At 33.2% G+C, this 13,930-nt stretch carries 12 protein-coding genes; 3 read left to right on the plus strand and 9 right to left on the minus strand.

Annotation, left to right across the window (positions count from 1 at the left end):
• Positions 1-43: 43 nt before the first annotated feature.
• From CW731_RS02990 to CW731_RS15545, 4 genes are all read right to left on the minus strand, one after another.
• Positions 44-460: a Fur family transcriptional regulator gene (locus CW731_RS02990; protein WP_100945333.1), complete on the minus strand. Its 417-nt coding sequence runs from the start codon at positions 458-460 to the stop codon at positions 44-46.
• A 3-nt stretch (positions 461-463) separates the two neighbouring features.
• Positions 464-1,663, minus strand: coding sequence for an efflux RND transporter periplasmic adaptor subunit (locus CW731_RS02995; RefSeq protein ID WP_100945334.1), 1,200 nt, complete (start codon positions 1,661-1,663; stop codon positions 464-466).
• 5 nt (positions 1,664-1,668) lie between these two features.
• Complete coding sequence (locus tag CW731_RS03000; protein ID WP_100945335.1) at positions 1,669-6,003, minus strand: CusA/CzcA family heavy metal efflux RND transporter; 4,335 nt, start codon at positions 6,001-6,003, stop codon at positions 1,669-1,671.
• A 122-nt stretch (positions 6,004-6,125) separates the two neighbouring features.
• The gene (locus CW731_RS15545) at positions 6,126-6,437 is read right to left on the minus strand and encodes a DUF6660 family protein (RefSeq protein WP_157812178.1); all 312 of its coding nucleotides are present in this window, start codon (positions 6,435-6,437) and stop codon (positions 6,126-6,128) included.
• A gap of 324 nt (positions 6,438-6,761) precedes the next feature.
• On the opposite strand from CW731_RS15545, the gene CW731_RS03005 reads away from it, so the two are divergent.
• From CW731_RS03005 to CW731_RS03015, 3 genes are read left to right on the plus strand one after another with little or no spacing between them, the layout of a single operon-like run.
• Complete coding sequence (locus CW731_RS03005) at positions 6,762-7,373, plus strand: DEAD/DEAH box helicase (protein ID WP_100945336.1); 612 nt, start codon at positions 6,762-6,764, stop codon at positions 7,371-7,373.
• A gap of 59 nt (positions 7,374-7,432) precedes the next feature.
• On the plus strand, positions 7,433-8,071 hold the full coding sequence (locus CW731_RS03010) for a thiamine phosphate synthase (protein ID WP_100945337.1): 639 nt from the start codon (positions 7,433-7,435) through the stop codon (positions 8,069-8,071).
• Positions 8,072-8,126: 55 nt separating this feature from the next.
• Positions 8,127-9,389 carry a mechanosensitive ion channel family protein gene (locus CW731_RS03015; RefSeq protein WP_100945338.1) on the plus strand — a complete coding sequence of 421 codons (1,263 nt, stop codon included), beginning with the start codon at positions 8,127-8,129 and terminating at the stop codon, positions 9,387-9,389.
• Between the two features lie 59 nt (positions 9,390-9,448).
• On the opposite strand, the gene CW731_RS03020 is transcribed toward CW731_RS03015, so the two are convergent.
• From CW731_RS03020 to CW731_RS03040, 5 genes are all read right to left on the minus strand, one after another.
• On the minus strand, positions 9,449-10,453 hold the full coding sequence (locus CW731_RS03020) for an LLM class flavin-dependent oxidoreductase (RefSeq protein WP_100945339.1): 1,005 nt from the start codon (positions 10,451-10,453) through the stop codon (positions 9,449-9,451).
• A gap of 135 nt (positions 10,454-10,588) precedes the next feature.
• Positions 10,589-11,644 (minus strand): NAD(P)-dependent alcohol dehydrogenase, encoded by a 1,056-nt coding sequence (locus tag CW731_RS03025; protein WP_100945340.1) that lies wholly within the window; start codon positions 11,642-11,644, stop codon positions 10,589-10,591.
• A 2-nt stretch (positions 11,645-11,646) separates the two neighbouring features.
• Entirely contained in the window at positions 11,647-12,072 is a 426-nt protein-coding gene (locus CW731_RS03030) for an OsmC family protein (RefSeq protein ID WP_100945341.1), read from the minus strand.
• 26 nt (positions 12,073-12,098) lie between these two features.
• A complete protein-coding gene (locus CW731_RS03035) occupies positions 12,099-13,193 on the minus strand; it encodes an alkene reductase (RefSeq protein WP_100945342.1) in 1,095 nt (364 codons plus the stop codon).
• A gap of 84 nt (positions 13,194-13,277) precedes the next feature.
• Positions 13,278-13,853, minus strand: a complete 576-nt coding sequence (locus CW731_RS03040) for a Crp/Fnr family transcriptional regulator (protein ID WP_100945343.1) — start codon at positions 13,851-13,853, stop codon at positions 13,278-13,280.
• Positions 13,854-13,930: the final 77 nt, after the last annotated feature.

A 13,930-nucleotide genomic window follows, 5' to 3' on the forward strand; every position in this document is an offset into this window, starting at 1 on the left:
GATACTTCAAATTTACCTTAAAAGACTATGCAATGGAAGTGCATTAATTTTTACTACACTTATCACAAATACCTTTTACAACCAAGTTTACATTTTCAGATACAAAACCCTCTGGTACTTTTATTTGTGGAATTTTATGATCTGTTAAACAAATGGTTGTATTGCAATTATTGCAATGAAAATGCAGGTGTAAATCTGTTTCAATTGTACAACTACAACCCTGTTCGCAAAGTGCATATTTTGTAATACCTGTACCATCATCTACTTGATGTACAATACCTTTTTCTTCAAACGTTTTTACGGTTCTGTACAACGTGGTTCTGTCTGCTTTGTCAAAAGCATTTTCAATGTCACTTAAAGTTACGGTTACTTGTTTTTGTGCAAGAAACTTATAAATTAATAAACGCATTGCTGTAATACGAATATTTTTTGACGCGAATAGTTCTTCTATTGTTTTCATATACTAGTGTTCGTGTGCTGTGTCTCCTTTTTTCATTTCTGCAATTAGGTAATACGCATTGTTGTATGCAAATTTTGTGCTTTCTGAAATCTCTTTGAGAAACTTAACAGCGATCCATTCTCCATCTTTCTGACCTAAAATTACTTCAATGGGTTTAAAACTCCAATCTTCATTTTCCTTTTCTACTGAAAACACATAAAAACGATCTCCTTCTTTTGTAATTGCACTTTCTGGCAATGCCAATGTTTTTGTATTCTCAACCTGAATTCGACCTTTAATATACATACCCGGAATTAAATGTCCTTGTTTATTTTCAATTTCTGCATGTACATGAACTGCTTTCGGATTGTCTTCAAAAGTTTTACTAACGGAATAAATTTCTGCTGATAATTCTTTATTCGGAATAGACTGAACATCAAATGTTACTTTCTGTCCTTTTTTCACCTTATAAACGTCTTTTTCGAAAACCATTAAATCTGCATGCACATGGTGTGTATTTACAATTTCGAATAATTCTGTTTGTGGTTCTACGTATTGCCCTGTTTTTACAGCCACTTTTTGCACAAAACCTTCAATAGGACTTCTTAAAGCAATGCGTTGCAAAATTTTACCACTACGAACAGCGGTTGCATTTATATTTAATAGTTTTAACTGTGCTCCCATTCCGTTTACTAACGCTTTTGAAGCGTTATATGCTGCTTCCGATTCTTGAAAATTTGCACCAGAACCCACACCTGCATCATATAATTTTTGCTGACGCTCATACCCTTTTTGTAAGAAATTACGATTGCTAAATGCATTTAAATAATCGGTTTGCATTTTTATAATAGTAGGATGCGATAAATACGCCACAACTTGATTCTTATGTACTTTATCACCTTCAATAACTTCTATAGAAACCACATTTGCACCAACAACCGAAGTTATTGCTGCTTCACTTTGTGGTGGCACTTCTAAGGTTCCGTTTGCTTCCACATAACCACTCATTTGTCTAGAAGCAACAGTACTTACTTTCATTTGTAAAGCTTCAAATTGTTTTGCAGAAAGCATCGCTTCTTCCACTTTTACTTCTTTTTTTTCTTGTTTCCCCTCTGTTTTAAGGACTTCTTCATGTGAATGATCGTCGTCCTTTTTATGACCACATGCTGTTAATAACATTGAAAATACTGCAATTGCTAAAATAGTATATATTTTGAATTTCATTTTTCTTAATTTTTAAAATATTGTAATTCGAAAGTACTTTCGATATAATTTATGAATGCTTTTTGTGCTTCTAATTCAGATTGAATGGCTTCTTTTATAAGCTGTGTAAAGGTTGTATAATCAATCTCTCCTTCTTTGTAAGCAAATAAAGCACCTTTTCTCTGTTCTTTGGTAAGCGGCAACACTTTCTCTTTATAAAAGGTCCAAGAAGTTTTCCATTTTTTATACTTCTCTTTGGTTTGCAGTAATTGAGACTCTACTTCCTTTTGCTTAAACAGAACATTTGTCTTCGCTATTTCAGTATCAATCTTTGCCGTTTTAATTTGTGCTTTTGTACTACCAGATAAAAACGGAATAGAAATACCAACTTGATACGTATAAAACCCTGAGTTGCCATTTACTTTTTGCAAACCTCCTTGCAAATTAAACTTTGGTAAATTGGCTGCTTTTGCTACTTTATAATTGGCTGCTGCTTCCGTTACTTTTAGTTTAGAAAGACGATATAACGGATGTGATATGGCTTTAAAAATATTTAAGTCTATTTCATTCACAACATCAAACGCATCTGAAACGGTATAAAATGCATCTGTACCAAACCACAAATTTAACTGTTGTAGCGCAATAATGTATTCGCTATAAGCTTCTTTTGTTTTATTTTGAATTTGTAGTGCTTGGTTTTTTGCTGCTAAATATTCCAATTTAGAAATAGCCTCCACTTCATAATTTAATGCTACATATTTTTCAAAATTAATGTAAATAGCATCCAATTCTTTATACAAATTATAATTCCTTTTCGTCTGAAGGGTTTTTACCCAAGCTTTTTTAACTTGCAATTCTAAATCTAATTCTGTGAGTAAAAACGCTTTTTCTGCAAGTTGAATCCGTTGTTCTTGTAGTTTTAGTTTTGATGAAATTCCAAAAACATCAATATTAGATTGACCAACACCAATGGTTGTATAAATTCCTGTTCCATTATTTAATTCTTCTCCTCCAGTAAAAACTTGTGTAGTTCCAAAATCGAAAGCAGTACTTTTTAATAGTTGTTGCTTCTTTATTTCTAACTGACTTTCTTTTAAACTCGGATAGTTTTCTTTTGATAATTTCACGGCATCTTCTAGAGAAATCACTTGCAATCCATCCGTAGCTTGTTGTGCATTTGAAGAAATTGGCAAAAAGAATATAAATACGAAAACTGCTGTAACTGTAATTGCTTTTTTATTCATTTTAAAATGGAACGTTTTATTTTCTACCCAATGGTATAATATTGGTAAAACAAACAAGGTTAATAATGTTGATGTTAATAAACCACCAATAACAACCGTTGCTAAAGGACGTTGTACCTCTGCACCTGCTGATGCTGAAATTGCCATGGGTAAAAAACCTAAAACATCTGTAAAAGCGGTTAACATAATTGGTCTGATTCTACGTTTTGTACCTTCGATAATTCGATCTTTTAAATTGGTAACACCTTCTTCTTTTAATTCATTTAAGCCGCTAACCATTACCAATCCGTTTAAAACAGCAACACCAAACAGCACAATAAAACCAACACCTGCAGAAATACTAAAAGGCATGTCTCTAAGCCATAATGCCACAACACCCCCAATGGTTGCCATTGGAATTGCGATGTAGATCATTAACGTTTGTGGCAACGATTTTAAGGCAAAATAAATCAATACAAAAATAAGAAGTAACGCAATTGGTACCACGGTTTGTAAACGATTACTAGCACGTTCTAAATTCTCAAAAGCGCCTCCGTAACGAATAAAATAACCAGAAGGCAACTCTAGTTGTGCATCTAATTTTAATTTTATTTCTTCTACTAACGATTTTACATCGCGACCTCTTACATTAATACCCACATAGGTTCTTCTGTTGGTATTGTCTCTACTAATTTGCATCGGCCCCGACTTGTAACTCACAGTTGCAACTTCACGAAGCGGAATTTGTGCCCCAGATGGCAAATTGATATACAAATTTTCTATATCTGAAATGTCTTTACGATTTGCTGAATTTAAACGCACTACTAAATCGAAACGTTTTTCACCTTCAAAAATAATACCTGCGGTTCCTCCTGCAAATGCAGATTGCACCATTTGATTCAGTGTATTTATTTGCAAACCATATTGTGCCAATTTATTTCTATTGTAGGTAATTGTCATTTGTGGTAAGCCTGTGGTAGCTTCTGCCTTCATATCTCCAATACCTGGTGTTCCTGCTATTATTTTTGAAATTTCTTGTGCCTTTTGAGAGAGCACATTAATGTCTTCTCCATAAATTTTAATAGCAATGTCTTCTCTTACACCTTCTAATAATTCATTAAAACGCATTTCAATAGGCTGACTAAATTCATAATTTACACCAGGAATAATTTCTACAGCTTTCTTAATTTTATCGATCAGCTCATCTTTAGAAGTAGCAGAAGTCCACTCGCTTTTGGGTTTCAGAATTACAAAAACATCTGCAATATCCATTGGCATTGGGTCTGTTGGTATTTCTGCAACACCAATACGACTTACTATTTTTTTAACCTCTGGAAATTCCGCTTTTACAATTTGCTCTATTTTGGTGGTTGTTTCAATAGTTTCTGTAAGAGAACTTCCTGGTTTTAAAATGGCATGAAATGCAATATCACCTTCGTCTAATTGTGGAATAAACTCACCTCCCATTTTAGAAAACATAAACACTGTAATTCCGAATAAAACAACCGCAACACCCACAATCCATTTGCCTTTTTTTAAAGCTTTTTCTAATAATGGTTGGTATTTGCGTTCTACCCAATGTACAAATTTATCACCGTACGATTTTTTGTCAGATTTTGGAGCTCTTAAAATTAAGGCAGACATCATTGGTACATACGTTAAACAAAGAATCATGGCACCAATCATAGCAAAAATGAAAGTCAACGCCATAGGTTTAAACATTTTTCCTTCAATGCCCTCTAATGCTAGAATTGGTAAGAAAACAATTAGAATAATAAGTTGCCCAAAGAAGGCCGCATTCATCATCTTTTTTGATGCTTTTGAAGCAACACCATCGCGCTCTTTACTCGTTAATTTCTTCTTTTTTAATATTTGTGAAGCTATTAGAAAAACGGTGCTTTCTACAATAATTACAGCACCATCTACAATAATTCCGAAATCGATAGCACCTAAACTCATTAAGTTTGCCCAAACACCGAAGGCATTCATTAAAATAAAAGCAAACAATAAAGACAACGGAATAGTTGAAGCGACAATTAAACCACCACGCCAATTTCCTAATAGAAAAATCAGCACAAAAATAACGATTAATGCGCCTTCCATAAGATTTCTAGAAACCGTAGTAGTTGTTTCGGCTATTAATTTACTTCGATCTAATAAGGGCTCGATAGTAACACCCTCTGGCAAAGAACTTTCAATTTCTAGCATTCTTTGCTTTACATTAGCTATTACATCGTTAGAATTTGCACCTTTAAGCATCATTACCATGCCGCCAACAACTTCGCCAGTACCATCTTGGGTCATTGCACCATATCGGATGGCAGCACCAAATTGAACCGTTGCAATGTCTCCAATAGTAATCGGAATGTTATTCGTGTTTTTAACCGCAATCTTTCTGATATCATCTAAGCTTCTTGCCAATCCTTCTCCACGAATAAAATTAGCTTGATGATTTTTTTCAATATACGCACCACCCGTATTTTGGTTGTTCGCTTCTAATGCCTCAAAAACATCCGTAATGGTTACCCCGATAGCTTTTAATTCATCAGGATCTACTGCTACTTCATATTGCTTAATTTTTCCGCCAATGGCGTTTACTTCAACCACACCTTTAACCATCGCCATTTGACGTTGTACAATCCAATCTTGCATGGTTCGTAAATCGGTTATTGAATACGTGTCTTTAAATGCTGGGGCTACTTCAAGTGTGTATTGATAAATTTCTCCCAAACCAGAAGAAATAGGCCCCATGGAAGGTTCTCCAAATCCGGATGGAATTTCTCCTTGCACTTCGTTTAATTTTTCGGCTACTAATTGACGCGGTAAATAAGTACCCATATCGTCGTTAAAAACAATGGTAACGACTGATAAGCCAAAACGAGAAACAGAACGAATTTCTTGAACACCTGGTAAATTGCTCATCGCAACTTCTACCGGATAGGTAACTATTTGTTCAATGTCTTCTGTACCTAAATTAGGTGCTTGGGTAATTACTTGTACTTGGTTGTTTGTAATATCTGGCACAGCATCTATAGGAACTTTGGTCATGCTCCAAATTCCTGCTGCTGCAATGGTAAGCGTTAGCAAACCAATTATAAATTTGTTATTGATTGAAAAATCAATGATTTTATTAATCATAGAAAATGTTTAATTCAGTGTTCGTTTTCAAAGTAATTCTGATATAAAAATTAGAACACTTCGAAATGAATAGAACCAACGATGGTTCGAAATTGGATATAAGTATCCTCTAAAAAACTGAATTATACGCGTGGTGGTTGTAATAGTGAGTTTTGATACCCTTTGTTTCTACCATCAAAGTATTTGGTATGTAGCTGAGGCATCAAAAGCTTTATAGGCTTAAACTTTAAAATATCAAAAGCAATTGTATGAACATGACAGCAGTTACAATGGCAGAAAGGAGAACAGGTATCAATTGTAGAATGCCCGTGATCTGAATCTATTAATTGTGAAATTTCTGAATTGATATCGCTTTTATTTACAGCCGTATCTCCACAAGGTGCAAAGTTGAGCCCTAGTAAATAAAAAGACAATATGATTGTAAGTATTTTCACTTTACAAAGATAAAATAATTTTAGTGCAACTCGGTTGCAAAAGGATTGTGATTTTATCTTTTGATAAGTTTTATGCTAAAACTGAGTGAATTTCATCAATAAAAAGCGCTGTTTTGAGGAGGGTTTATGGCAACAAATTCATCATTTCATAAGGTATAATTGGGTATGAATTTTATACTGCTTTTTTACTAAAAGAAAAATGATAAATACATTTAACTAAGTACATTCTAAGTAGCTATTTGTAGTAATAAATACGTCAATTTAATTGTATCTTTGCCTCTTTTAATATCGTTATATCATTAAATAATTATCGCTATAATTCTTATGCCTTTTAAAAAATTACATTTAGATATAAAAGAGAAGTTAGAAACTCTAGAAATAAGTACACCTACGCCATTTCAAAAGGCGAGTATTCCTGTTATAAAAAGTGGTGCTAATTTGTACTGTATTGCGCCAAAAGATAGTGGTAAAACTACAGCGCTTATTCTTACAACCATGCAAAAGTTAAAGTGTGAAGAAGTTGGCGTTGCGCCAAGAGCCATCGTTTTAGTTGAAAACAGAGAAAAAGTTTTAGAATTAAATGAAATCTTTTTAAAGTACACCAGACATTCTTCTCTTCGTGTATATGCTTGTGATGATAAGTTACATATTGAAGTACTTACCTCAGAAATTTTTGAAGGAGTAGATATTCTTATCGCGACTCCTAAAACGGTTTGTAAGTTGCTTTTATTAGAAGGCCTAAATATGACACAGCTAAAGATTTTTAATATTGATGATGCTGAGTTTTTAGTCCAAAAAAAGGCATATACAGATCTTATGGCAATTACACAGAGTATTTACAAATGCCAGTATGTAATTTATTCTGAAAAAATAAATCCAATGTTAAAACGCTTGGAAACTCAATTTATGGAGTATTCTAAAACAGTAGCAATTTAGGCTTCTGCAAATTTATACTTTTATAGTACTCTAAATTTCTAATAAAAAACGAATACTTTATGATACCTAAACTACATTATATTTCTCAAGGAAACTCTCCAAAAGAACATCTAGAAAACATTCAAAAAGCATGTTCATCTGGTGCAGAATTAGTACAGTTGCGGTTGAATACTGTTTCAGAAAAAAAATATTTAAAAATTGCAACTGAAGCTCGAGAAATTACTTCTCATTTTCAAACAAGATTAATTTTAACCAATAATTACAAAATAGCAAAAGAAGTAAAGGCAGATGGTGTTCATATAGAAAATACAGATTTCTGTGCTACAACTGCACTAGAGCACTTATTTACTTGGCAAATTATTGGTGGAACCGCAAATACTTTGCAAGATTGTAAGACTTTAATTAGTAAAAAAGTAGATTATATTAGTTTAAGTCCGTTTAGAAGAGCAGAAACCAAAGAAGAAGTACCTACCGTTTTAGGTTTGCATGGCTTTACTGCAATTATGGACGCTTTAAAAACAGAAACTCCAATTATTGGTGCTGGTGGTATTGCTACTGCAGATGTAACTGCTATTTTAGAAACTGGTATTTCTGGAGTTGCAGTATCTGAAGAAATTACCAAAAATTTTGACAGCATTAAAGAGTTTAATCAACTATTAAGCGCATCAGCTATAGATGAACAACGTCATACTTTTTAAGTAGTAGAAAAATCTATTTTAAAACGAAGAAAGTTTCTTCGAAAATTGCATACCCATGAAAATTGCTCACCTATTATACGATTATTTAGTATCAACAGGAATTTCAGAGGCATCTGCCACATATCTAAATATGTTTGCTTTACTAATAGCTGTATTAATAATTTCATTTTTAATCGATTTTATCATTAAAAAAATTATTCTACAATTATTTTCGCAGTTTGCTCTTAGAAGTAAAACTAATTTCGATGATTTATTAATAAAAAATAAAGTGCCACGGAATATAGCGCATATCATGCCTTTAATTTTTGCTTTAGAGTGCGTACCCTTCGTGTTTATAGATTATCCGTATATTGAAAATATAGTTCAAAAAGGATTGGAAGTTTTTACAATTGTACTTATACTTTGGATTGTAAGAAGCCTATTAAGTTCTCTTAAAGATTACTTAAAAACAGTACCTCGTTTAAAAGACAAACCTATAGATAGCTACATTCAGGTATTTATGATTTTTTCTTGGACCTTCGGAATTTTATCTGCCTTTGCGATTATTACAGGCATAGAATTTATCAAATTTATTACCACTATTGGAGCTGCTTCGGCAGTAATTATTTTGATTTTTAAGGATACCATATTAGGTTTTGTTGCTAGTATTCAGGTCTCTATTAATGACATGGTAAGAATTGGAGATTGGATTACGTTTGAAAAATATGGTGCAGATGGTGATGTTACCGAAATTAATCTATCTACCGTAAAAGTTCAAAATTTTGATAAAACCATTACTACAATTCCTACATACGCTTTAATTTCTGATTCCTTTAAAAACTGGAGAGGAATGGAAGATTCTGATGGAAGGCGTATTAAAAGATCTTTAAATATTAATTTAGATAGTATTCATTATTTATCTAAAGAGGAAGTAGATAATTTTAAGAAAATTCAATCGATTACCACTTACTTAGAAACTCGTCAGGCAAATATTGACGATTATAACAAGAAAAATAACATCAATAAAGAATTACTTTTAAATGGTAGAAACCTTACCAATATTGGTGTTTTTAGAAAATATATTGAAACTTATATAGAAAATCATTCTGGTACAAATAAAGAAATGATGATTATGGTACGTCAACTAGAACCAGGAAGCCAAGGAATTCCTTTAGAGATTTATACTTTTAGTAATGATAAACGTTGGAAAAATTACGAATACATTATGTCTGATATCTTCGATCATATCATTGCAGCTGTTCCTTATTTTAATTTAGAAATTTTTGAATTGCCTAGTAATTCTAGTTTTTCAATTCAAAAGAATAATTCACCTTCTTAAAATAGAAAAAATGGCACAAGAACTTTATCAAACATCTAAAGTTCTTGTGCCATTGTTGTTTATGAGAACTCTTTCATAATTTCAGAAAATAATTCATAAGACCTAATTCTGTCTTCTATATCATAAATATTTGTAACCGCAATAATCTCATCTGCTTTCGTTTGCTCTATAAAAGCTGCTATCTGAGGTTTTACAGTGGCTTTGCTTCCCACAAAAGAATATTTTAACATCTGGTGAATTTGAGGGTTTTGTAACAATGCTCTAAATTCATCTGTCATGTCTGTTGGTGGTTGTACAAAATCTCGTTTTCCTGTTAATATCCCCACAATCATTTTTATTAAAGAAGTTGATAAACGTTCGGCTTCTTCATCTGAATTTGAAATTATTGTATTTACACCTGCAATTACATACGGTTCTTTTAAGTCTTTTGAGGGTTGAAACTCATTTCTGTAAATAGCCAAAGCTTCCAGTAAATGTGTTGTTGCAAAGTGACTTGCAAAAGCGTAAGGCAATCCTTTTTTGGCCGCCAAATGTGCGCTGTCTGTGCTAGAACCTAAAACATAAATTGGTACTTCTACTCCTTCTGCTACTGTTGCACGTACCTTTGAAGTTGCGTTCTCTTTAGAAAAATATTTTTGTATTTTGTCTAATTCCTGTGGAAAAGAATGTGCCGCTTCCATAAAGTCTGAACGTATTGCTTGTGCCGTTTGTCTGTCTGTTCCTGGTGCTCTTCCTAAACCCAAATCTATCCGATTAGGATACAAAGAAGCTAAGGTTCCAAATTGTTCTGCAATAATTAATGGAGAATGATTCGGTAACATAATACCACCAGAACCAATATGAAGCGTACTTGTACCTTGCGCAACATATCCTATTAAGATAGAAGTTGCACTACTACCAATATTAGGCGAATTATGGTGTTCTGCCAACCAATAACGTGTGTACCCAAATGCTTCTGCATGTTGTGCCAATTTTAGGGCATTATTAAAGGTTTCTTTTAGTGTATGACCATCAGAAACTAAAGCAAGATCTAAGATGGAATAAGCTGTGTTTTTAGTTTTCATAAAATGCATTTAATCGATTATAAGCTTCCTACTTTAAAATAACTATTTTAGTTTTCAATCAACTTAATATTTCGTTAAAAAACAGCACCTAAAATTACTTTAAATGCTGCTTCTTAAAACGAAATAAAAAACTTTTTATTTAAGTGATTTCATATCAATTACAAATCGATACTTCACATCATTTGCTGTAACACGTTTAAAAGCAGTGTTAATATCTTGCATATCTATCAATTCGATATCGCTTGTAATATTATGTTTTCCACAGAAATCTAACATTTCTTGCGTTTCTTTAATACCACCAATTAATGAACCCGCAATGCGCTTACGACCTCCAATTAAACTTCCTCCATGAAATGGTTTCAAAGGCTCAACTGCCCCCACTAAAACCATCGTTGCATCAATTTTAAGTAACCCTAAGTAAGGATCCATTTCATGACCAACAGGAATGGTGTTTAAGATGAAGTCAAAACTTCCTTGATGCTTTTTCATGTCGTCTGCATCTTTAGAGACTAACACTTCATGAGCTCCTAATCTTTTTGCATCTTTTCCTTTTTCTGGAGACGTAGTAATCATAACCACATGTGCGCCTAATGCGTTTGCAAACTTTACGCCCATGTGCCCTAAACCTCCTAAACCAATTACACCAACTTTATCTCCTTCTTTCACTTTCCAGTGACTTAATGGAGACCATGTAGTAATTCCTGCACATAATAAAGGTGCAGTGGCTGCTTCGTCTAAATTTTCTGGAATGCGTAATACAAATTTTTCATCAACAACTACAGACGTAGCATAACCTCCATAAGTTTGAGCACCTTCGTTATGTTTATCTGGACTGTTGTAAGTAAATGTTGCTCCTTTCTCACAGAATTGTTCTAAATCTTGCTCGCAAGAAGAACAGGTTTGGCAAGAATCTACCAGACAACCTACACCTACTAAATCGCCTACTTTATAATTGTTTACACCGTTACCGACTTCTGTTACACGACCAATAATTTCGTGTCCTGGTACTACAGGATATGTAGATCCTTTCCAATCATTTCTTACGGTATGAATGTCACTATGACAAACACCACAATACGTAATATCAATTTTAACGTCTTCTGCTCCCACAGCTCTTCGTTGAATTGCTAAAGGTTTTAAATCTTCTGTTGCGGCTGTTGCGCCGTATGCTTTTATTGTTGTAGTTGCCATTGTTATGCGTTTTTTAAAGTGACTTTTAATTCGATTTCTGTGTTTAATAATTTTGAAATAGGACACACCTCTTTCGCTTTGTGTGCTATTTGCTGAAATTCTTCAGCATCAATTTCTGGCACATCTCCTTCTAAATTTAAAGTAATTTTGGTAATCGCTCCATCTTCAAAAGCAACTGTAGCAGCTACATCTAAAGTTGTTGCTGTATATTTAGCTTCGTTTAATAAGAAGCTTAATTGCATTGCAAAACAACCTGCATGTGCTGCTCCTATTAATTCTTCTGGATTGGTTCCTTTCTTTTCATCTTCAAAACGTGTATGAAACGAATATTGTGTTTTATCTAAAACTTTGCTTCCTGTAGTAATACTTCCTTTTCCTTCTTTTCCACTACCTTTCCACGCTGCACTTGCTTTTCTTGTAAATTTCATAATCTGTGTATTTTAAGTTAAACTGTTTATTTTGAAGCATTCGGGTAATCTGTGTATCCTTTAGCTCCTGTGGTGTAGAACGTATCTTCATCCCATGATGCTAATTCCAAATTATTTTCAAAACGTTCTACTAAATCTGGATTCGAGATATAAGGTTTTCCGTAAGCAACTAAATCGGCAAAACCTTCTTCAATTACTTTATTTCCTTTTTCTTGATCGAATGCGGTATTAATCATTAAGGTTCCGTTGTATAAAGGTCGGAAATGTTTAGCAATTTCTGTTACAGCAAACGGAACTTCAGAAACATCTGTAAACGGTTCCGAAAGGTGCACATACGCCAAGTTATAATCATTTAATTTCTTAATAATATACTCAAAAGTAGGAATCGTTTCTTCATCCATCGTCATTCCGAATAAACCATTTAAAGACGGATTAAAACGTGCGCCTATTTTCTCTTGCGGAATTACTTCTTTCATCGCATCTAAAACTTCAAAAAAGAAACGGGTTTTATTTTCTATGCTTCCGCCATATTCATCGGTTCTTTTATTAGAAGTATTGTTGAAGAATTGATGAAACAAATACCCGTTAGAAGAATGTATCTCTACACCATCAAAACCTGCTTTAACTGCATTTGCTGCAGCATTCTTAAAATCTTTAACGGTAGTTTTAATATCTTCAAGAGTCATTTCTTTTGGCGTAACCGTATCTTTAAAGCCTTCTGGAGTATAAGATTGTGCGTTGGGGTTGATTGCTGAAGCTGAAAAGGGCAATTCGCCATTATGAAAATCGGGATGCGACATTCTACCTACATGCCATAACTGAATAAATATTTTCCCTCCTTTATCGTGTACACGTTTTGTTATTTTTTTCCAACCTTCAACTTGCTCGTCAGAATAAATACCAGCAGTATGAATATAACCAACCGCTTTTTTAGAAACCTGCGAACCTTCTGTAATAATTAAACCTGCCGATGCACGTTGCTCGTAATACAAACCATGTAAACTGTCTGTTGGTACGTTGCCTTCGTTGTCTGCCCTACTACGCGTCATAGGTGCCATGACAATTCTGTTTGCTAAATTAATATTTTTATGATATGGTGTTAATAGGTGTTGCTTGCTCATGTAATTTTTTTTTATAAAGTGAATAAGAACAAAAATACATTACATCACAATCAATCTCATTGACCTATATCAATTAAGAGATCTTTAACTTTTCATTTGTCGTCTTACACGACTCAAATTTTCCGGCGAAACACCTAAATAATTTGCAATGTCATAATTAGCAACTCGTTCTTCTATCTTAGGGTATGAAGTACAAAATTCGAGATACCGCTCTTGTGTATTTTTTTCGAGTGTAGACAAAATTCTTTTACGCTGAGAGATAAATGCTTGTGTTGTTAAAATTCTAAAATAACGTTCAAAAATTGGAGCTTCTTCATAAATTTTTTGAAGACTATTATACGTAATTGATAATAATTGAGAATCTTCGATGGCTTCTATGTATAATTTTGAAGGTATTTGGTTGTAAAAAGCATCAAAATCGCCAACCCACCAATTTTCTACCGCAAATTGAATGATATGCTTACTCCCTTTATCATCCATATAATATGCTTTTAAGCATCCTTTAATAACAAAATATTCGTGCTTAACATTTGTTCCTGGTTTTAATAAAAATTGCCCCTTAGATACAGATATTTCATTTAAAACAGCATTCAATTTATCTACATCTAAACTTGTTAAATGTATATGATTTTGTATGTGTTTTGTTATTGACTGATGCATTATACAAAGATGCATATTTTTTAAACTTGATAATAATATTTCTTATTAGTTGCATATTTATTCATCTATTATACGAT

Origin of the sequence: Polaribacter sp. ALD11 (assembly GCF_002831685.1) — a bacterium.
Lineage (GTDB): Bacteria > Bacteroidota > Bacteroidia > Flavobacteriales > Flavobacteriaceae > Polaribacter.

Coding starts and splice junctions, on each gene's coding strand:
- CW731_RS02990 (WP_100945333.1), bottom strand. CDS start 460: ATGAAAACAATAGAAGAACTATTCGCGTCAAAAAATATTCGTATTACA.
- CW731_RS03035 (WP_100945342.1), bottom strand. CDS start 13,193: ATGAGCAAGCAACACCTATTAACACCATATCATAAAAATATTAATTTA.
- CW731_RS03025 (WP_100945340.1), bottom strand. CDS start 11,644: ATGGCAACTACAACAATAAAAGCATACGGCGCAACAGCCGCAACAGAA.
- CW731_RS03030 (WP_100945341.1), bottom strand. CDS start 12,072: ATGAAATTTACAAGAAAAGCAAGTGCAGCGTGGAAAGGTAGTGGAAAA.
- CW731_RS03010 (WP_100945337.1), top strand. CDS start 7,433: ATGATACCTAAACTACATTATATTTCTCAAGGAAACTCTCCAAAAGAA.
- CW731_RS03040 (WP_100945343.1), bottom strand. CDS start 13,853: ATGCATCAGTCAATAACAAAACACATACAAAATCATATACATTTAACA.
- CW731_RS03015 (WP_100945338.1), top strand. CDS start 8,127: ATGAAAATTGCTCACCTATTATACGATTATTTAGTATCAACAGGAATT.
- CW731_RS03020 (WP_100945339.1), bottom strand. CDS start 10,453: ATGAAAACTAAAAACACAGCTTATTCCATCTTAGATCTTGCTTTAGTT.
- CW731_RS03005 (WP_100945336.1), top strand. CDS start 6,762: ATGCCTTTTAAAAAATTACATTTAGATATAAAAGAGAAGTTAGAAACT.
- CW731_RS03000 (WP_100945335.1), bottom strand. CDS start 6,003: ATGATTAATAAAATCATTGATTTTTCAATCAATAACAAATTTATAATT.
- CW731_RS02995 (WP_100945334.1), bottom strand. CDS start 1,663: ATGAAATTCAAAATATATACTATTTTAGCAATTGCAGTATTTTCAATG.